Genomic DNA, 19,540 nt, shown 5'->3' on the forward strand with positions numbered 1-19,540 from the left:
TGCTCACTCGGTGTCGACGTCTGATGCGATGGCGATATCTGCCCTGATGGCCGTGGCGAGACGCGTGAGGCCGAGCGGCGTGACGCAGACCCGTGTCGCGTAATGGAGTTCGCCATCGGTGCCGGTGTACTCGTGAACCTTGTGGACCAGCAACCCGGCCTGCAGCTTCGTCTGGTACGCGAGGTAGTCGCGGTTGCCGACGCGTTTGTAAATCCATTCGTGCAGGAAAAGCCACTCGAACAGCTGCTTCGGCTTCATGGCGAGATTCTTCGCCGCGTCGGTGATGCACATCGAGCCTTCGAGACTGGCGATGTGATCGAGCGCGTCGGCCTTCGGCTGCAAGTCGTCGACCTGGTGTTCCAGCGCGGAGACATCGCGTTCCGCCGCGACGCGCTGACGATACTGTTGCGCCCACGCTTCCGCCGATGCAGCCGGATCGGTGAAGTCGGGGAGCGCCGGATGCGTTGCCGTCTGTGCTTCGAGTTGCTGCCACCGATCCACCAGCGCGGCGGTGAACTCGGGCGAGAGTTGCGCCACGACGATGATGCTGTCGCGCTTGCCGCGCTCGCCTTCGAACACGTACTGCGTGAGCGGCTTCGTCGCCGTGGAGATTTCCTCAATTTGAGGGAATGTGATGGTACCGCGCTCGGCCATCGTTTCGATCAGGCGCTTCACGTTGTCGTGGCGCTTGCCGGTCAGCTCCGCGATCTCGCGGCTGCTCATCGTCGGTTGTGCCGTACTGCCGGTCATCAGGTCGTTCATGGCTTCCCTCCCTTGGGTTAGTGCCGCGTGTCGTTACCCGGCATGCAGGTGCCCGCCGCGCGGGCGGGCCGGTCAAAAAATCCTTGCCGTCATCGCGAGCCCGGACCCGTGCATCGAGCGCGGCTCTCGCGGTCTTCCACTGAGGCGTCTTGCTGTTGATCTTTTTCGCCGCTTCGCGGCACGCGGCCTCGAACGTGACCTCGTCCACGTTGTCGTTCGAGACACACCAGCAAAGCCACTCGGCCATATGCACCCGTGACGATCCGGCATTGCGCGAGGGCTTGTCGAGGTAGCGTGCGAAGATCGCTTCGAGTTGCTGCGCCGTCTGTCTGGTTTCCTCGTCGTACCGGCAGCTGTGGTCGATGACCGACTCGCGCGTCCCGAGCAGGATGTCGAGCGCATTGCGCACCGCTGTCAGCCTCGGCTTGCGACCGTCGCTGCACTGGCGTTGCGCCGTGCTGATCGCCTCGTGCAGGTCATCCACACGCGCGCCGCGCCTGGCGAAGTGCATGAACGCGTCCTCGACCGCGTCGTGATCCTTCGCTTCGCAGTACGTGTCGAACTGGTCGATCATCGCCTGCGCGAGTGCGGCGATGCCGTCCGCCTTGTCCGCTTCGTGTTCGTGCCCGGCGGGTGGCGAGTGAGAGGTCGAGCTTTGCGAAGCAAAGCCGACAGCCCGCCCGGCGACTGAGGGCCTCTCTGTTTTTCCCTGCGTTTCACACTGCGTGTTAACCTCAAAACCCTTTGTACAGTCTCGCTGAACACTTCGACCCGAAAAGTTGAACACTTCGGTGCCTGAAGTTGAACACTTCGGACCCATCAGGTTGAATACTTCGGTGCCCGAAGTTGAACACTTCGGCGCGTCGAAGTATTCAACCTCGCTGAACACTTCGGCTTGCTCGAAGTGTTCAATCTCGCTGAACACTTCCGGCTCGGCCGGGTTCATCAGCCGGAACTGTTCGAGCGTCACGCTATCGGGATAGAGTTCGACCGAGCGTTCATAGTCGAGGCGATAACGCTTCGTGCCGCCGCGCCCTTTGCGGTCGATGAACACGATCAGTTCGCGGTCGCGGAATTCGTTGATCTGGTTCTGGACCGAGGTGTGATTGCTACCGATGCGCCACGCGAGCCAGCGCACGCCAGCATGGAACACGCGGTCCCCATCGATGATCTCGCAGAGAATCTCGAACAGGGCGCGGCGCACCGGACCGCGCAGTGGATGTTCCCGTGCCCACTTGCGCGCCTTCGCGCGTTCGCTGAATTCGCGGCCGCTCATGACGGGCCTCCGTCGCGATAACGGTTATCAGTGTCGACCAAAGTGGACATTCCGGCGACGTTGCTAACGGCTATCCGTGTCCGGAATTCCGCTGGTCCGCTATCGGCTATCCGCACCAACAATTGGCGCTCTCTTGATGCGCTAACGGTTATCCGGGGAAACTTTATTTTCCGGTTTGCATTCGGCCAGTCGCTGCGCCACTCGCTCATGCCGTAGCGGTCGATTGCGTCAGGACGCCGCCATGTCGGGATGCGGTCGAGCCATTCGATGGCGTGCGCCGGCAGCGACAGCGCGAGCAGATCGCGCACCCTGTCCAGACTGCGGCGCTCGCCGGGTCGAACGCAGAACACGTCGAGCGCGATGTCGAGGCCGGCAGGCGCGAACTCGCAGGCAGCGCCCACGTCGATACCGGCACCGGTGAGCAGGTAGAAGCCTTCGAGTGGAACCGTCAGCAGCCCTCGCTGAACAAGGCGCTTGAGCGCGCGCAGCGTTGACGCCTTCGCGGACAGGTAGGCGGCCGAATGGTAGAACGCCCCGCGCCGCATGAACGGGTCGGGCGCGATGCCGTGGACGGCCCATATCGCGAGCGGCGCGCAGACATCGCAGCCGCGCGGCCACGTAAGATACGGCTTGCCTTCGAACGAGTACCACTCGCCCATCTGTACGCGCAGCGAGCCGGTCTGCGTCGCGCGATTGACGGCGCAGGCAAGGCCGAGGATGGCCCGCTGTTCGGGTGAGAGTCCGCGTCCCATGGCAGCCCCCGCTCAGGCCGGTTCTTCTTCGGTCGTGGGCTTCGCTTCGGCGGCGCGCACCGTGTGCCGCTCCAGCCACTCGCGCACGGCTTGCGGCGTGATGATGATAACGTGACGTCCGACGCGCACCTCGTCAGGGCCGAGACCAAGCCGGCGGTTGTTGAAATAGCTGGTTCTCGACTGACGCATCAGCTCGCAGAACTCACGGATGGTGAGATTGCGCGTCAGTTCGGTGATTTCGGCGACGTTGAGATTGCGCTCCTGTTCCATTCCCGATCTCCCTGATATCAGGCGGCTCCGAATGAACCGCGATCAGTGGAAATCTAGACGGGGATGAAGCGTCTGAAAACGAACACGAAGGGCCACGCAAAATCTGCGTGCCTTGAATTTTTCGTGGGGTTATCCCTGATGACCGCTGTAAGCGCGAGCCAGTTGCCGCATCAGTTCGACGGCCTGCCGGTTCTCGTCGTAAGCCTTTTCAACAGCACGCACACCCAGATGGAAGTGCGGGGCGACTTCCCTGATGGCCTCCTTGCGAGGCGCTTCCTCGTGCGCTGCCGTTCTCCGTTCGATGGATTCGCAGACGGCATTGCAGATACGGATGGCCTTCTCGCGGCTGCGCCGTTGCTGCTGGCTCGGGGGTCGGGGAAGCAGGCACGGGAACGAGACCCGCCAGTTCTTCAGGTCGTCGCCGTCGCGCGGCGGTGTCATGAAGCGCTGAGCGACCTCGATGGCCGCGCGCTGCGAGAGCATCAGCGACTCGCCCGAACGGATCGCGGCCTGCGCGTCGTGGTAGAAAATCCACTCGGACAGCACGCCGATGTCATCGTCGAGCATGTCGAGAAAGTCCGTTGCCTGCCTCGGGCTGCACGGCCATGTCCAGCAGCCGGTCGCCAGTTCGCCTTCCATCATCTGGCGGAAGTGGTCGCGCATCGCGAGCCTGTCGGCCAGTTCGGCGCTGTAGCGCTGATACGGCGAATCGTCGGCGTTCATCCTTGTCCCTGTTGAACCACAAGGGATTCAGATTAACACCGGCGAACGATGACGCATTAACCAGTTCGCCGCAGGCACAGCGAAAAAAAAGCCCCCATGCGGGGGCTTCGTGGCAGGGCATCGGCAGTTGATCAGGCAGCCTGGGCGCTGTCGTCGACGATCCCAGTTGTACGTGGCCGGTCGAGCAGCGCCAGCGCTTCGGCCAGCTTCGTCTCGCGTGCCTTCAGATATCGCTGCGTCATGCGCCCGTCGCGATGACCGAGAATCTTCTGCACGTGATACGGTGACGCGCCCTCGTTGATCAGACGCGTAGCCATGTGATGCCTGCAATCCATGAACCTGAAGCCCTCGATCTGCGCGGCCTGCTTGACCGCATCCCAGTCGCGGACCTCGCGCAGCGGCTCGCCGATCTCGTTCGTAAAGATGAATTCGAACCGTCTGAACGTCTGGTCGCGCCACGCCTTCAGCGTCGCGAGCGCTTCGGCGTTCAACGGGATCACGCGCGAGCGTTTGACCTTTGATGTCGATGCCTCGACGGTGAACGTTTTCGCCTTCCAGTCGACCGCCGTCCAACGCGCGCGCAGCAGTTCACTACGCCTCAATCCGGTATTGATCGCGACGATGATCGCGGGCTTCACGTGGTCGACGTACGCGTGATGCTCTCCCGGCACCTCAGCCAGCTTGCGACCGTCATGACGCGCCGCCGCTTCCGCCCGGATACGCGTCTCGCGCGCATCGAGCGCAGCACGCAGCCGCGCTTCCTCACCGGCCGTCAGTTCGCGGCCGTGCTCGTCCTCTTCAGGATCGACCTTGCAGCGCAGCCGCGCGCACGGACTAGCCGTGACGATCTCGTGCCCGACGGCGTGCGAGAACAGACCGCCGAGCGCGCCGAGCGTGCGGTTGATGCCGGAAGGCTTGTGGCCCGCCGCGATGCGCGCCTCGATCCATTTCTTCACCATCGGCCGGCTGACTTCATCGATTCGCTTTGACATCAGGTCGGGGAAGTCGCGCCGAATATTCCGCAGGCTCTGTTCCGGCGTTTCTGACTTCGTCGTGCCGAGCCAGTACGTCCGGTAGTCGCCATCGAGATACTGGCCCACGGTCGGCATCGCGCAGTGCTTCGCGTCGGCCACGCGTTTCTGGTGCTTGGCAACGCGCGCGGCGGGCGTGTCGGCCTTGTGATCGGTGGTAGCGGTGAATGCGCGTACTGCTGCGCGCGCTTCCTCGACGGTCATCGCCGGCCAGCGGCCGAGCGCCTTCTTCTGCTGGCCGGCCGGCGATGACCAGCGATAGACGAAACTCGTGCTGCCGTTCGGCCGCATCCGCAGACCGAAGCCGGTCAGCTGGTCGTCATAGATATCGCGCAGTTTCGGCGCGCCGCCGTTCGCGATGGTGGCCGCACGCTCGCTTTCGAGCCGGCGGATCAGTTCGCGGTTGATTCGTTGCTTCGCCATTTTCCTGTCCTCAAGTGACGGTTCGCGGCGCGAGGACTGAAAGAGGACAATCCACGCCGCGGACTCTGCTGGACTCAGCTGTGCTGAGTTGAACTTAAGGTCTTGATTTTGCTAGGATTTTCTGACGAAGATGAACTCTAGTACACGGCTTGAAACTGTCAAGCAGCCCCGCACAGGGGCAACGCCAATAGACCGACAAGTCAACAAGAAAAGGCCAACCCCTCAAAAACAGAGAAAAAAAGCAAAGGCGGACCTTACGCCGCCTCCTTCCCCACAATCTCCTCAATCACCTGCACGAATTGCTCGACCGGCTGCCCGCCGGTCACCAGATACCGACGGTTGAAAATGATCGACGGCACCGATTGAATGCCCATTTCCTGATTGTTCTTTTCCGCTGCGCGCACTTCGCCGGCATACGCGCCGCTCGTCAGCACCTCGCGCGCTTCGTCGGCGTCGAGTCCGACCGACTCCGCAGCTTCCACCAGCACGTCATGATTGCCCGGATTCTTCCCATCGGAGTGATACGCGCGCAGTAGCGCGAGCTTGAGCGGCAACTGTTGGCCCTTCAACCCGGCCCAATGCAGCAGGCGATGCGCGTCGAATGTGTTGTAGGTGCGTGTGCGCGGTCCGAACTCGAAGCCGACGCTCGCGCCGCGTTCACGGATCATCGCCTGGGTTTCGGCGATTTGCGCGGCCGTGCGGCCGTATTTCTTGCCCAGATACTCGACGATGTCTTCGCCGTCAGATCCCATTTGGGGATTCAGTTCGAATGGATGCACGACGATATGCGCGTCGATCGTGTCCTGAAGCTGCGCGAGCGCGAGCTGCAGCGACGACAGGCCGATCGCGCACCACGGGCAGGCGATGTCGGAAACGAAATCGATGGTGAGTTGCGGCTTCATGGTTGTCCCTGGCGAAATGAACGGCGATGCGGCCTGAAAAATGCGCCGCCACAATGCCCACAGCGTAGCGTGAATCGTCCGCCCGTGCAGTCCAGCCGAATTTGACCGCAAGACCCGGCGTGTTTTCCCGGCACCACACTCGTACACTAAGGCCATCGAGCCACTTTCACGGCGCGGGCAACGAGCCCGCCCGCCCATTGATCGACGATGAACGCAATCGCTCCCACCCAAACAATCGACCAACGCGTCGACGCACTCGACTGGCCGCGGATCGAGCACGATCTCGACCAGTACGGGTGCGCCGCCGTGCCGCAACTGTTGACGCCGCGCGAATGCGACGCGTTGCGCGCACTCTATGCAACCGACGCGCTTTATCGCAGCCGCATCGTGATGGCGCGCCATGGCTTCGGCCGCGGCGAATACAAGTACTTTGCGTATCCGCTGCCGCCGCTCATCGATGGCCTGCGCGGCGCCTTGTATCCGCACCTGGTGCCGGTCGCGAACCGCTGGAACGGGGCGATGGGCATCGACGTGCGCTATCCGCCGAAGCACGCGGATTTCATTCGACGTTGCCACGACGCCGGCCAGATGCGTCCGACGCCGCTGATCCTGCAATACGGCGAGGGCGATTACAACTGTCTGCATCAGGATCTGTACGGTGAACACGTGTTCCCGCTGCAGGTTGCGGTGCTGCTGTCAGAGCCGGGGCGCGACTTCACCGGCGGCGAGTTCGTGATGACCGAGCAGCGTCCGCGCATGCAGTCGCGCGCCGAAGTCGTGCCGCTCGGCAAGGGCGACGCGGTCGTGTTCACCGTGAACAGCCGGCCCGTGCAGGGCACGCGCGGGCCGTATCGCGTGAATCTGCGGCATGGCGTGAGCCGCCTGCGCTCGGGGCATCGGCACACGGTCGGCATCATCTTTCACGATGCGTTGTGAGCATCGCTGCCGGGGCAATGGCGCGACACTGCGCGTCGTGAGACGATAGCGGCCACGCTTCAGCGATCTGCCGTTATGGTCGCAAGACCCTTCGCCTCGTCCCATGGAAAACCTGCTCAAGAAACTCGATCTCACGTCGCTGCGCCTGTTCGTCGCCGTGTGCCAGGAGCGCAATATCGCGCGCGCGGCGCAGCGCGAGTTCATCGCGTCGTCGGCCGTGAGCCGGCGCATTGCCGAGATCGAGGCACTGATCGGCCTGCCGGTGATTCAGCGGCAGTCGCGCGGCATTACCGTGACGCCGGTCGGCGAGACCGTGCTGCGCTATGCGCTTGCGATCATCGGCAACATCGAGCAGATGAGCGCGGAGCTGTCGCGCTTTTCGGCGGGCGTCAAAGGGCGCGTGCGGGTGGTCGCGAATCTGTCGTCGATCGTGCAGTTCCTGCCTGAAGACGTCGCCGCGTTCGGCCGCGCGTTTCCGGATGTATCGATCGAACTCGAAGAAGAAAGCAGCGCCGACGTGCTGCGTATCGTCGACGAACACGGCGCGGACTTCGGCATCTGCAATCCGGTCGCGGGCAGCGAGGCGTTCGAGCAGCTGCCGTACCGGCAGGACCGGCTCGCGGTGCTCGTGCCGGGCGGGCATCGGCTCGCCGGCGCGGCGCGGGTGAATTTCGACGATCTGCTGCACGACGGCTTCGTCGGCTTGCGCAGCGAAAGCGCGCTCACGCGTCTGCTTGTGCAGCAGGCGGCGAGCGCGGGCCGGCAGCTCGACGTGCGGATGCGCGTGAGCAGTCTCGATGCGCTGTGCCGGATGGTGCATGCGGGGCTCGGCATCGCGATCGTGCCCGAGCCAGTCGGCCTGCTGTACGTGAACACGCTCGACGTGCGGTTGCTGCCGCTTGCCGATGCATGGGCGGAGCGCCATCTGATCATCGTCTTCAAGGCGCGCGAACAGTTGAGCGCGAGCGCGGCCGTGCTGGTGTCGTTCCTCGGCAGTCAGCCTTAGACGGTCGCACCTACACGCGCACACGCACGTCGCACCGCCGCGCAACCTCGAGCATTCGTGAAACGAGACGGCAGCGTTGCCGCACCGGCACTTCGGCAGCGGCCTTGCGCGCCTTATAGTGGGCGCAAGGAGAATGCAGCGATGAGCGATACGATTCGTTTGGACGGCCGTGTGCTGTACCTGTCGCAGGACCCGGCCGTGATCGATGCGCAACTGGCCGGCGACAATTTCACGCGCGAGACGGCGGGGCCGTTACGCGACAACGTGTCGACGGACGAGATCACGCCCGTCACCGTGATGCTCAGCTACGACGAGCGTCTCGGTCAGTACCCGTACGTCGGCTTCAAGGCCGGCGAGCGTTTGCCGATCGGCCGCAATGCGGTGAAGGACGGCGGCTTTCGCGTGACGGTGGCGGGCAAGCGCTACGGCAAGGGCTCGTCGCGTGAATCGAGCCCGCTCGCGGAGTTGTCGGCTGGCATCCGGCTGATCGTCGCGGAGAGCTTCGAGCGTATCTATCAGCAGAACTGCGACAACATCGGCATTCTGACCACGTCGGATTTTTCCGTGCTCGATCGACTGCTCGCGGGCGAAGCGGTGCCGATCGACGAATTCCTGAAGGGCCGCGACGCGCTCACGCAGCAGATCATCCGCAGCGGCGGGCTGCTCGCGTACAGCCGCTTTGCGGATTGGCCCGCGCCCGGCGAGCGGGCGAGCGATGCCACAGACGACGTGCCGAGCGCGGAGCCGAAAACGCTGGTCGAGAAAATCATCGATCGTCACTTGCACCCGGGTACTGCAAGCGCGCAGCGCGGCGACGGTGTATTCATCGCCGCCGATTGGCGCTTCAGTCACGACTATTTCACCGGCATGTGCGCGCACTTGATGCATCGCGCGTTCGGCAAGCCAGCGCCGCTGCATGCGCCCGATCACATCATCGCGTTCCAGGACCATCTGGTGCTCGCGCCGCAGAGCATTCCGCACGTGCGCGACGGACTGCTGCCGGGCGTCGCGAATCTGATGGAGGGGCACACGTCGTTTTCGCGCGACTACCCGGTGCGCTCGCACGGCGCGCTCGACGGCGTGCCCGGCTCAGAGGGCATCTGTCATGCGTTGATGGCCGAGCAATACGCGCTGCCGGGGCAGGTCGCGTGCGGCACCGATTCGCACACGCCGCATTCGGGCGCGCTCGGCTGCCTCGCTTTCGGCGCGGGCGCGACCGAAATCGCCAATAGCTGGGTCACGGGCTACGTGCGCTGCAAGGTGCCGCAGACGCTGCGCATCGAGATCGACGGCCAGTTGCGCGATGGCGTGACCGCGAAGGACCTCGTGCTGCATCTGCTGCGGATGGACGCGATCCGCTCGGGCGGCGCGATCGGCCTCGTGTTCGAATACGGCGGCGCGGCGGTGCGCGCGATGTCGATCGACGAACGCGCGACGCTGACCAACATGGTCGCGGAACTCGGCGGCTTCACCGGCATCGTCGAGCCGGACGAACGCACGGTCGCGTTCTTGAAGGAGCGGCGCGGCATCGATTTCGTGCTGGAACGCTGGATGAAAAGCGACCCGGGCGCGACCCATCACGACACGATCCAAATCGACGCGAACGCGATCGAGCCGATGCTCGCACGTCCGGGCGACCCCGGCAACGGCGTGCCGGCGCCCCAGCTGGAACAGGACGTCGCGATCGATATCGCTTATGGCGGCTCGTGCACCGCGGGCAAGCGCGAGGACTTCGATTTCTATCACGAGGTGTTGCGTTGGGGCGTCGAGCACGGCCTGCGGGTGCCAGCGCGCACGCATCTCTTCCTGCAATTCGGCACGATGGCGGTGCGCGGGTATTGCGAGGAGCAGGGCTATCTGCCGGTGTTCGAACGCGCGGGCGTGACGCTCGTGATGCCCGGCTGCGGCTCGTGCGCGAACTGCGGGCCGGGACAATCGGCCAACGCCGGCGACGTGACGATCAGCGCGATCAACCGGAATTTCCCCGGCCGTTCGGGGCCGGGCGACGTGTGGCTCGCGAGCCCATACACGGTCGCGGCGAGCGCGCTGGCCGGAAAAATCACGACGTTCGAACAATTGCGACGCGTGCACGGCTAGAATTCCGGCCGGACTCCGGCCGAGGCATCGTGGCGCGTGCGACGCGCGACTGTACGAAGGCCGGCATCGAACCGGCCGCGGCGAGCTATCAGCGTTGCGGCAAAAGCAGTCGCAACGGAAGGAGACAGACAATATGGCATCCCCCGATCACGCGGGGTCCGTCGCGCGCAGCGGCGGCAACCCGGCGCATTCCATCGACGCGGCCGGCAGCACCGCCCGCGGCACCGCCGCCCACGCGTCGGCCCACGCGTCGCTCGACGCCGGCAGCATTTCGGCGCGCCTCGACCGGTTGCCGGCCACGCGGTCCATCTGGAAGCTCGTGGTGCTGCTGAGCCTCGGCTTCTTCTTCGAACTCTACGACCTGCTGTACTCCGGCTATGTCGCGCCGGGCCTCGTGAAAAGCGGCATACTGAGCGCGACCACGCATGGCCTGTTCGGCTCGACAGGCGTCGCGAGTTTCATCGCTGCGCTGTTCAGCGGCCTGTTCATCGGCACGATCGCGTGCGGTTTTCTCGCGGATCGCTTCGGGCGGCGCGCGGTTTTCACTTATTCGCTGCTGTGGTACACCGCGGCGAACATCGTGATGGCGCTTCAGGAAACCGCGACCGGCCTCAACTTGTGGCGCTTCGTCGCTGGAGTCGGCATCGGCGTCGAGCTGGTGACGATCGGCACCTACATCTCCGAGCTGGTGCCGAAGCAGATCCGCGGCCGCGCGTTCGCGTGCGAGCAGGCGGTCGGCTTCACGGCCGTGCCGGTGGTTGCCTTTCTGTCGTTCCTGCTGGTGCCGCGCACGCTGTTCGGTCTGGACGGCTGGCGCTGGGTCGTGCTGATCGGCGCGCATGGCGCGTTATTCGTCTGGTGGATTCGCCGCGCGTTGCCGGAAAGTCCGCGTTGGCTCGCGCAACAAGGTCGGCTTGCCGAAGCCGATCGTGTGATGAACGCGCTCGAGGCGAAGGTGCGCAACGAGTACGGCCGCGAGTTGCCGCCGCCGGCACCGCCGGCGCCGGTCGCGCCGCGCGGCAGCTTCCGCGACATGTGGGTGCCGCCGTACCGCCGTCGTACGCTGATGATGACGATCTTCAACGTATTCCAGACGGTGGGCTTCTATGGCTTCGCGAACTGGGTGCCGACGCTGCTGATCAAGCAAGGCATCACGATCACGACGAGCCTGATGTATTCGAGCGTGATCGCATTGGCCGCGCCGCTGGGTCCGATCATCGGGCTATTTATCGGCGACCGTTTCGAGCGCAAGACCGTGATCGTCGTGATGGCTGGCGTCAATATCGTATGCGGGCTATGGTTCAGTCAGGCATCGGGCGCGGTACTGCTCGTGAGCCTCGGAGTGTGCCTGACGCTTGCCGGCAACATCATTTCGTACAGTTATCACGCATATCAGACCGAGCTGTTTCCGACCGGCATCCGGGCGCGCGCGGTCGGCTTCGTCTACTCGTGGAGCCGTTTTTCCGCGATTTTCACGGCCTTTCTGATCGCGGCCGTGTTGCGCTACTTCGGCACGACCGGCGTGTTCATGTTCATCGCGGGCGCGATGCTGATCGTGATGCTGGCGATTGGCCTGATGGGGCCGAAGACGAAAGGGCTCGAACTCGAGAAGATTTCTTAATAGCGACGGCCGGCTTTCGAGCCGGCACGCCGCCATGTGCGCATTGGCTATGCCGTCAATGGAACGCACGGTCAGAGCGCCGGCCTTCCTGCAAAGCGGGGTCCGGGACCGCTTCAGGTCCCGACAGGACGGATCGACAGCGCGTTCTTGACCGAAACTACGCCAGGTACCCCTTTCGCCACCTCGGTTGCCCGGTCGCTTTGTGCCTGAAGCGGTACGCTGCCCTGCAGCGTGACAGCACCATCGCGGGCGCGAACTGTGATATTGGCCGTCGAGATGTTCCGGTCTTTCACCAGCGCATTTCGAACCTGACGTTGGAGCGCCCGGTTCGCTGCTTTCATCGACTTGTAATGCTGTCGGGCTTCGGGCGTCGTGGTCGGGGCAGACTCAGGGGCGTTAGCGTTGCTCGCCTGCGCATAGGCGTGAATCGAACCCGAAATCAGAAGGGCGGCGCTGACCAGTCTGGCGGCGTGGATTGCTTTCATGCATCTTCTCCTGTCGTTGCAGATCGTTGGGCTACAGACTCGGGGATATCGCACAGCGCCTCGGTAGTCTTTCTGAGGCCGATCAAATGGCACTATAGGACAATAAAGGGTGAGGTCAAGCAACAACGCAAACCGGGCCAATTGCGCGGACAACCGAAAATATCAGAATACTTCAGGGTTACGATGGTGCTCTAATCCCGTTAATGGCATTGCAAATCAAAATTACCGATTAGTTTTTTTCCGCCTTTTAACCTTCGCCATGCCAAAGCGTCGTCTGATAAAGACGCTGCGGCATTCCGTGGTGAAGTAGGCAATTCGTCCATGGCCGCGGCCGCGCGGTAGCCGCCACAATCAGAACAGCTGCTTCTGCCCCGACATTAGCGTCGTGAAATCGTCGCGCAGCATAGGCAGTATTGCGTCGGCTACCGGCTGCAATTGCCGCGTCACATAATGTTCGTAGTCGATCGCCGAGCGCAGCGTTTCGAGCGGCTCGGGGCCGGCCACCGTCATCACGTAGCTGATCCAGCCGCCGTTCTGATATTGCAGCGGACGTCCCCGCTGGCGATTGAACTCATCGGCGACGCGTGCCGCGCGCACGTGCGGCGGCACGTTGCGCTCGTAAGCATCGATCGGTCTGCGCAACCGCTTGCGATAGACCAGTTGATCGTCGAGCCGGCCCGCGAGCGTATCGCGCACATAGTCGCGTACGTAATCCTGATACGGCTGCTGCTTGAAGATGCGCCGATACAGTTCCTGCTGGAACTGCTGTGCAAGCGGCGTCCAATCGGTGCGCACGGTTTCGAGCCCTTTGTAGACCACGTCCTCGCGGCCGTCCGGCAATACCGTCAGGCCTGCGTAGCGTTTCTTGCTGCCTTCCTCGGCGCCGCGCACGGTCGGCATGAAAAAACGCCGGTAGTGCCGCTCGAATTGCAGCTCCAACGCATTGTCGAGGCGAAAGCGCGCCTGCAGCTCCTGCCGCCACGCTGCGTTGATCTGTTCGACGAGCGCGCGGCCGATGCGCGCGGCGTCTTCCTCGTCGTGCGCGTGCTTGAGCCAGACGAAGGTCGAGTCGGTGTCGCCGTAAATCACTTCGTAGCCTTGCGCCTCGATCAGCTCGCGCGTCGTGTGCATGATCTCGTGGCCGCGCATCGTGATCGACGACGCGAGCCGCGGATCGAAGAAGCGGCAGCCGGTCGAGCCGAGTACCCCATAGAACGCGTTCATGATGATCTTCAGCGCCTGCGACAGCGGCTTGTTGTGCTCGCGCTTGGCTGCTTCGCGTGCCTGCCACACCTGCGCGACGATCGACGGCAAGCAGTGACGCGTGCGCGAAAAGCGTGCGCCGAGAAAGCCGGGCACCGAGTGCGCGTCGTCGGGACGCAGCATGCCTTCGACGAGACCGACCGGGTCGATCAGAAACGTGCGGATGATCGACGGATAGAGGCTCTTGTAGTCGAGCACGAGCACCGAATCGTAGAGGCCGGGCCGCGAATCCATCACGAAGCCGCCGGGGCTCGCGGCGCCGGCCACGTCGCCGAGATTCGGCGCGACATAGCCCTGCCGATGCATGCGCGGCATGTACAGATGCGTGAACGCCGCGACCGAGCCGCCGCTGCGATCGGCGGGCAGGCCGGTCACGGTCGCGCGTTCGAGCAGGAACGCCAGCAGCTCGGTTTTCGCGAAGATGCGCGTGACGAGCTCGCAGTCTTTGAGGTTGTAGCGCGCGAGCGCGGGCTTGTCTTCGTCGAAGCGGCGCTGGATTTCGTCCATGCGCTGGTAGGGATTGTCGATCGCCTTGCCAACGCCGAGCACTGAGCGTGACACGTATTCGAGGCTGAACGACGGGAAGCTCCACGTCGCCGAACGCAATGCTTCGATGCCGTCGATGACCCAACGACCCGCGACGCCCGCAAAGAAGTGATTGCGCGTGACGCCGTGTTCGCGCCACTCCATCACTGCGCCGCCGCGGCCGATGCGCAGCGGCACGCGATACTGCTCGGCATGCTGTTGCAGAACCTTCAGATCGAACTGCACGAGATTCCAGCCGATGATCGCATCGGGATCGTGCCGCTCCATCCACTCGATCAGTTTCTCGAGCAGCTGCGCGCGGGTTGCGCAGTATTCGAGCTTGAAGTCGAGGGCGCCTGCGTCGGTGAGGTGGCCGTCGTTGCCATTAGGCGGCCCGAGCATATACACCTGCCGCTCGCCGCAGCCTTCGAGCGCGATCGAATACAGCTCGGCGTGCGCGCTCGTTTCGATGTCGAGCGACACGAGCTTCAACGGCGGCCGATAATCGTTGGCGGGTTTGAGTTCGCCATCGAGCCCCGGGCCATTCCGCTGCGGCTCGCCGCTGAACCACACCGGCGCGGTGATGAAGCGCTCCATCATGTAGCGCTCGGGCGGCTGGATATCGGCTTCGTAGACATCGACACCGCCTTCTCGGAGGCGCTTCTCGAAGCCCTTCAATTGCCGGTATTGCGCACAGTAAAGCCCGCTGACCGGCCGATGCTGGAAGTCGCGCAATTCGAGCGGCCGCAGATCGAGCGGCGCGTCGCGGCGCAGGATCGTTTCGGCGCGCTCACGGTGTTCGGCTGGAATGAAGGCGACGGACGGCTGAGGGCGCAGACGGACGTGGCGCGGCCCGTTGTCCGTGGCCAGCCAGAACTCGATTTCCGTGCCGGCGGGCGTGTCCCGCCAATGTCGGGTCAAAATGAAACCCTGTTCGAACTCAGTCAAACTTCCACCTTTAAAGCGGCGCAATCGCCTTGCGCGATTTTACCGCCGCGGGCAGGGACTATTGAACGGGCGATCGCTCCGCGTTCGCTGCTGGTTCTCAAGCTTCGAGCGCCAGCGTCGCGAACGTGGCGAGCCAGTGCTCGCCCATGTAGTCGCCGGCCACGTGCGGCAGCGCGCTGTGCAGATGACGCTCGGCCGCATCGAACAGCACGGTGCGACGCACGTCGCCGGCGGGCAGCGCGCGCGCGAGCCCACGCTGGCACCAGGCGCGGCTCAGATTGAGGCCGTCCAGATGCGCGATCTTGCCGTCGCTGCGATCGGTGACGGTGACGGGCTCGAACAGCGTCGCCGGCGTTTTCGCGCCGAGGTCCGGCAGAAAGCGCCCGAACCAGTCGGTGAACTGGGCGGACGGCAACACGCGCCGCATCAACTCCGCTTCCATCAGCGACGGCGACAGGAACTCGTCGCCGGCCGGCTCCCACGCCTGGCATGCAACGTCGTCCAGATACCAGCGCTCGGCGGTGCTGACGATCAGCGCCTCGATCGATTCGCGCGAGGTTTGCCGCGCGAAATCGAGCGTCAACGCAAGCGCGAACGCCATGTTGAAGTGGGTGCCGACGCGCAGCGGATAGGTCGCTTTCGGCAGAAACTCCTCGAAGCGCTCGACGAATGATTCGGTGAGCGGCGCGAACGTCTTTGCCCAGCGCGCGGCTTCCGAGATTTTCAGCGACTGCAGCTGCGCGCCGAGCGCGAGCAGCCATGCCCAGCCATACGGTCGCTCGAAGCCGCGGTTGTGCGGCAGGTCCAGATACGCGAGCTCGCCGGCGACGTTCGCCTCGGTGAAATGCTGGTCGACCACCGCGACGATGCGCGCGGCCTCGGGCAGATCGGGGAAGCGTTCGAGTAGATGCAGGATCAGCCAGTAGCCGTGCACGCACGAGTGCCAGTCGTAGCTGCCGTAGAAGATCGGATGCAACGCGCGCGGGCCCTTTACGTCCTGCGGGCCTGCGAGCGAGTGCGTGAGCTTGTTCGGGTATTCGCGCGTGAGGTGGGCGAGCGCGACATTGGCGAATTTCGACGCGAATTCGCGGGTAAGCTGGGTGGTCATCGGCGGCTCCTCAGAAGCGGAATGCGAGCAGATACATCAGTATGGAGTTGACGATCAGCAGTAGTAAAGCGCTCGGCCATCGGCGTCATCAACGAGCTGGCGGCGGGTGCCCGAAAGCATCAACCGTCGGTCATTCCTTCCGCCGTCAGGCTCGACCGAGCTGCCGATGTTCCGCGATTTGCCCGTGGATTTCCGCTACGTGCTGGGTCTTCGGGGCTATCAACCTCCCCGAATGTAATCCGGCAACGCCACGGCGTTCGCGGCCGGATCGCCGGCCGCATTGGTCGGTAGATACTGCGTCTGAAATGCGGTGAACATCGCGGCGAATCCATCGGCGCGCTGCACGATCACCGCGCCGTCCTGGAACGCGCCGTTTTCGTTGTAGTGCGGGCCGCGCGGATTGCCTTGATTCATGTGGGTCTCGTGAAGACCGTCCTTCTTCGGCAGAAACAGAAAGCCGAACCCATAGACCACGATGCCCGCTGCCGTCGGTGTCCAGAAATCGCGGTTATGCAACTGACCGCTGCCGTTGTCGAAGGGCAAGCTTTGCGACGGCTGCGTCTCGTCGATGCTCAGGATTTCGTCGATGATGTCGTTCACGTCAGCGCGATTGCCGTTTTGATCCTCGTACGGAATCGGCCGCATGCGGTGAATGTCGAGCAGGCTGCTGTCCTGAAAGTAATCGAGCCGCGGAAAGCCGCTGGTGTACAAGCCGAGGTTCAGTGGCTGAAGTTTGGCGGTTAGCGGATCGGCGAAGTTTAGATCGGCATAGAAGTAGACGTCGTCGTTACCGCTTGCGCCCGGTTGTGTCGACGCCGAATTGACGACGATGTTGAATGGCGTATCGTCGTTGTCCGCAACCGTAATCACATAATGTGGACTGCCTATATACGAATCTTTAAAAGGCGCCGCGCGCAGCAGTTTTCCCTTGAACATGCAGTATTCGTTCATGACGGAAGGACCTTCTCAAAGTTGACGAACGGAAAGCGACTCGCATCCAAGCATACGGTGTGACTCGTCGATCAACAACCGCGTCGGCTGTCACACGGTTTCCATGTTGATGCGGGCGATCGCCGCCGACGGCAACGCGAACGCCGCTCAGATCAGCGAGCCGTTCCGAACCCGGCCTCCCATCGGGGACATTCGACCAGCACGTCGGCGGTTGGTCCTTCCGTTTCTGTTTGCCTTACCTCAGAGTAAGGAGCATTGGGGGCATTATGACAGCAGCAACTATCACCTCGAAGGGCCAGGTCACGATCCCCGTGGACGTGCGTAACCAGGGTCCGCAGAGTGCGGCGTGGGCTGCATTCTGCCAGGGCAACGGGAAAAGGCCAAATATGCGGGTCCCGGACCGTAACTCTTTCATTGTTAGCTCATCACGCTGGCTGCGCCGGGGCAGTACACTACCGGTCTAGAAAGCCAGCTAATCCCATCCACGTCAGACAGTCCATGGACTACTTCGCCGCAGCACGTGCCTTCGTTTGCGCAGCGGAACTGCAGAGCTTCAGCAAGACGGCCAACGCACTGTCCGTCAAAACCTCGACTGTCTCCCGCTACGTGAGCGAACTCGAAAGAGATCTGGGCATCGCCCTATTCAACCGGTCGACGCGCGGCCTCGTCCTGACAGAAGGCGGCCGGCTGTTTCGTGAACACGCCTTGTTAGCGTTGCAAGCACTCGATGACGCGCGCGAAGTGACGTCGTCGCTAAATCGCACGCCACAAGGCGTGCTGCGCGTGACAATGCCACCGGCATTCGGCCGCCTGCACATCGTGCCGCATCTGCCGGCCTTCATGGCGCGCTATCCTGATATCGACTTCGACATCGTCTCTACGGACGAAACGCTCAACATGATCGACGCGGGCATTGATGTGGCGATCCGTACCGGAGTGCTGCCCGATTCGTCACTGATGGCGAGGCGCCTGGCACCGCATCGTCGTATCGTCTGTGGCAGCCCGGCGTATTTCGCGCGTAGCGGCACACCGCGTGTCCCTGGCGATCTGGCCGCGCGCGATGCGCTTCGCGTGCCCCTGGTTCAGGACGACAAATGGTATTTCACGCAGGTCACGGCAGACGCGCGGGCGTCGCAAGTACAGGAACAGGTGCTGGTGGAGTTGCAGGGACGCTTGCGCGTTGACGACTCCGAAGCCGTGCTCGCGCTCGCCGTGGCCGGTTGTGGCGTGGCGCTGCTGCCGACATGGCTCACCTCTACTGCCCTGCGAGAAGGGCGCTTGCAGCACGTGCTGCCGGAATGGGAAGCACGCACCGGACGAGCCGAACCCGCGGTCCGGGCGGTCTACCCACCGAAGAAGATCGTCTCGTCGAAGGTGCGCGCCTTCGTGGATTTCTATGCCGAGGCGTTTGGCGAGCCGCCGTACTGGGACGACGGTCTCGCACTGGAGCCTCAGCCTTAATGGACGAAGCGGATGTCTAGCGTGCGCAGGTAAGTCTGCAAGCCTGCATCCTGGATCGGAATCACATAGGCGTTCTCGTTCGTTTCATTGAAATGCGCATGCCAGTGTCCGGGCGGCGTGACGAATGCCATCCCCGCTTCCCAATCGACGCGGGTCGGATTCACGATATTGCCATCCCTGTCGAGTTCGGTTCCAACCAGCGTATAGACACCCGGCTTGCCACTGGCGATGAAGTCAAGTGCAATCGATTGGTGCCGGTGCGGCTTCTGCACCGAGTTGGGTGGCACGATGCCGAACATTGCCCACAACACATGCGTGACCGTGCGCGTCTGCGGAAAGTTGGCGTTGCCCATCAGTACGCTGATGCGGTTGCGACGACCTGCGTTCGCTTGTTCCGCGACCGCGCGCAATGCTGCCTGCGCCTCGGCGGCCGGATAGTGTGTCGGCGCAAAGCGCGCATGCACCCCGGTGGTACCGAGATAGGTGAGCAGTGGCGCGTCATTGACGTAATACAGCGTGGTCGTCGCAGCAGCGGACAGCACAGTGGCATGGCCGCCCGGGAATGTGAAGAAATCGCCCACCGAAAAGGAGAAGTTCGTTTCGGATTGCTTCACGCTACCCGCTCCGCTAATGACGTAGCAGACCTGCGAGGTCGCATTGGGATCGAGTGTCAACGCATCGCCCGCATTGATGCGCAGGAAGTTGGCGCTCAAGCCGGGACCCGTCGCGGGACCCGGGCAGCCCAACTCCGCAGACAGGTCGAGCGGCACGACTCGGGTTGCGCCGTCTGCATAAAGCGATGGCGCAAAGTTACGGAAAGGCACGCGCGAGATGAGCTTCGCACCAATCGGATTGGCGGACGAGGTGTATTCGAAGTATCGCGCGTCTACCGTGGCGACATTCGGTTCGGTGCAAAGCGCGGGGGATGTCCTGGTCAGCATGGTTTTGCTCCTTTTAAGTTTTGAGGGGGCTTCACGCGGGTCAATTTATGAGGATCCGC

At 63.4% G+C, this 19,540-nt stretch carries 17 protein-coding genes; 5 read left to right on the plus strand and 12 right to left on the minus strand.

The genetic code is table 11. The features are described 5' to 3' along the window. Positions 1 to 3 precede the first annotated feature (3 nt). From BJG93_RS19850 to BJG93_RS19880, 7 genes are all read right to left on the minus strand, one after another. Positions 4 to 723: a phage antirepressor KilAC domain-containing protein gene (locus tag BJG93_RS19850; protein WP_231337569.1), complete on the minus strand. Its 720-nt coding sequence runs from the start codon at positions 721 to 723 to the stop codon at positions 4 to 6. Further along, positions 617 to 2,038: a hypothetical protein gene (locus BJG93_RS19855; protein ID WP_027196004.1), complete on the minus strand. Its 1,422-nt coding sequence runs from the start codon at positions 2,036 to 2,038 to the stop codon at positions 617 to 619. Before BJG93_RS19855 ends, BJG93_RS19850 begins: the two co-directional genes overlap by 107 nt. Continuing rightward, positions 2,035 to 2,697 carry a hypothetical protein gene (locus tag BJG93_RS19860; protein WP_154671756.1) on the minus strand — a complete coding sequence of 221 codons (663 nt, stop codon included), beginning with the start codon at positions 2,695 to 2,697 and terminating at the stop codon, positions 2,035 to 2,037. The genes BJG93_RS19855 and BJG93_RS19860 overlap by 4 nt, the downstream gene beginning before the upstream one ends. Positions 2,698 to 2,802: 105 nt before the next feature. Then, a complete protein-coding gene (locus BJG93_RS19865; RefSeq protein ID WP_034478236.1) occupies positions 2,803 to 3,060 on the minus strand; it encodes a hypothetical protein in 258 nt (85 codons plus the stop codon). Positions 3,061 to 3,189: 129 nt separating this feature from the next. After that, positions 3,190 to 3,783, minus strand: a complete 594-nt coding sequence (locus tag BJG93_RS19870) for a hypothetical protein (RefSeq protein WP_027196006.1) — start codon at positions 3,781 to 3,783, stop codon at positions 3,190 to 3,192. 131 nt (positions 3,784 to 3,914) lie between these two features. After that, on the minus strand, positions 3,915 to 5,237 hold the full coding sequence (locus BJG93_RS19875; protein WP_051374285.1) for a site-specific integrase: 1,323 nt from the start codon (positions 5,235 to 5,237) through the stop codon (positions 3,915 to 3,917). 254 nt (positions 5,238 to 5,491) lie between these two features. Continuing rightward, entirely contained in the window at positions 5,492 to 6,139 is a 648-nt protein-coding gene (locus BJG93_RS19880; RefSeq protein ID WP_027196007.1) for a DsbA family oxidoreductase, read from the minus strand. Positions 6,140 to 6,346: 207 nt separating this feature from the next. Here BJG93_RS19880 and BJG93_RS19885 point away from each other — a divergent pair, with 207 nt between their 5' ends. From BJG93_RS19885 to BJG93_RS19900, 4 genes are all read left to right on the plus strand, one after another. Beyond that, a complete protein-coding gene (locus BJG93_RS19885; RefSeq protein ID WP_027196008.1) occupies positions 6,347 to 7,075 on the plus strand; it encodes a 2OG-Fe(II) oxygenase in 729 nt (242 codons plus the stop codon). A 103-nt stretch (positions 7,076 to 7,178) separates the two neighbouring features. Beyond that, complete coding sequence (locus BJG93_RS19890; protein WP_027196009.1) at positions 7,179 to 8,081, plus strand: LysR family transcriptional regulator; 903 nt, start codon at positions 7,179 to 7,181, stop codon at positions 8,079 to 8,081. A gap of 141 nt (positions 8,082 to 8,222) precedes the next feature. Next, positions 8,223 to 10,178, plus strand: a complete 1,956-nt coding sequence (locus BJG93_RS19895) for an aconitase family protein (RefSeq protein WP_027196010.1) — start codon at positions 8,223 to 8,225, stop codon at positions 10,176 to 10,178. Positions 10,179 to 10,311: 133 nt separating this feature from the next. After that, positions 10,312 to 11,799 carry an MFS transporter gene (locus tag BJG93_RS19900; protein ID WP_027196011.1) on the plus strand — a complete coding sequence of 496 codons (1,488 nt, stop codon included), beginning with the start codon at positions 10,312 to 10,314 and terminating at the stop codon, positions 11,797 to 11,799. Between the two features lie 113 nt (positions 11,800 to 11,912). Here the strand turns inward: BJG93_RS19900 and BJG93_RS19905 are convergent, their stop codons facing one another. From BJG93_RS19905 to BJG93_RS19920, 4 genes are all read right to left on the minus strand, one after another. Beyond that, positions 11,913 to 12,284, minus strand: coding sequence for a BON domain-containing protein (locus BJG93_RS19905; RefSeq protein ID WP_027196012.1), 372 nt, complete (start codon positions 12,282 to 12,284; stop codon positions 11,913 to 11,915). A 351-nt stretch (positions 12,285 to 12,635) separates the two neighbouring features. Beyond that, positions 12,636 to 15,020: a DNA polymerase II gene (locus BJG93_RS19910; RefSeq protein ID WP_027196013.1), complete on the minus strand. Its 2,385-nt coding sequence runs from the start codon at positions 15,018 to 15,020 to the stop codon at positions 12,636 to 12,638. Positions 15,021 to 15,117: 97 nt separating this feature from the next. After that, complete coding sequence (locus BJG93_RS19915; RefSeq protein ID WP_027196014.1) at positions 15,118 to 16,128, minus strand: DUF2891 domain-containing protein; 1,011 nt, start codon at positions 16,126 to 16,128, stop codon at positions 15,118 to 15,120. 219 nt (positions 16,129 to 16,347) lie between these two features. Continuing rightward, entirely contained in the window at positions 16,348 to 17,079 is a 732-nt protein-coding gene (locus BJG93_RS19920; RefSeq protein WP_027196015.1) for a DUF2278 family protein, read from the minus strand. Positions 17,080 to 17,577: 498 nt separating this feature from the next. Between BJG93_RS19920 and BJG93_RS19925 the strand changes: the two genes are divergently transcribed. Further along, complete coding sequence (locus BJG93_RS19925; protein ID WP_027196016.1) at positions 17,578 to 18,540, plus strand: LysR family transcriptional regulator; 963 nt, start codon at positions 17,578 to 17,580, stop codon at positions 18,538 to 18,540. On the opposite strand, the gene BJG93_RS19930 is transcribed toward BJG93_RS19925, so the two are convergent. Continuing rightward, a complete protein-coding gene (locus BJG93_RS19930) occupies positions 18,537 to 19,481 on the minus strand; it encodes a cupin domain-containing protein (protein ID WP_027196017.1) in 945 nt (314 codons plus the stop codon). The two genes, BJG93_RS19925 and BJG93_RS19930, sit on opposite strands and share 4 nt — an antisense overlap. Positions 19,482 to 19,540 lie beyond the last annotated feature (59 nt).

Origin of the sequence: Paraburkholderia sprentiae WSM5005, from assembly GCF_001865575.2 — a bacterium.
GTDB classification, from domain to species: domain Bacteria; phylum Pseudomonadota; class Gammaproteobacteria; order Burkholderiales; family Burkholderiaceae; genus Paraburkholderia; species Paraburkholderia sprentiae.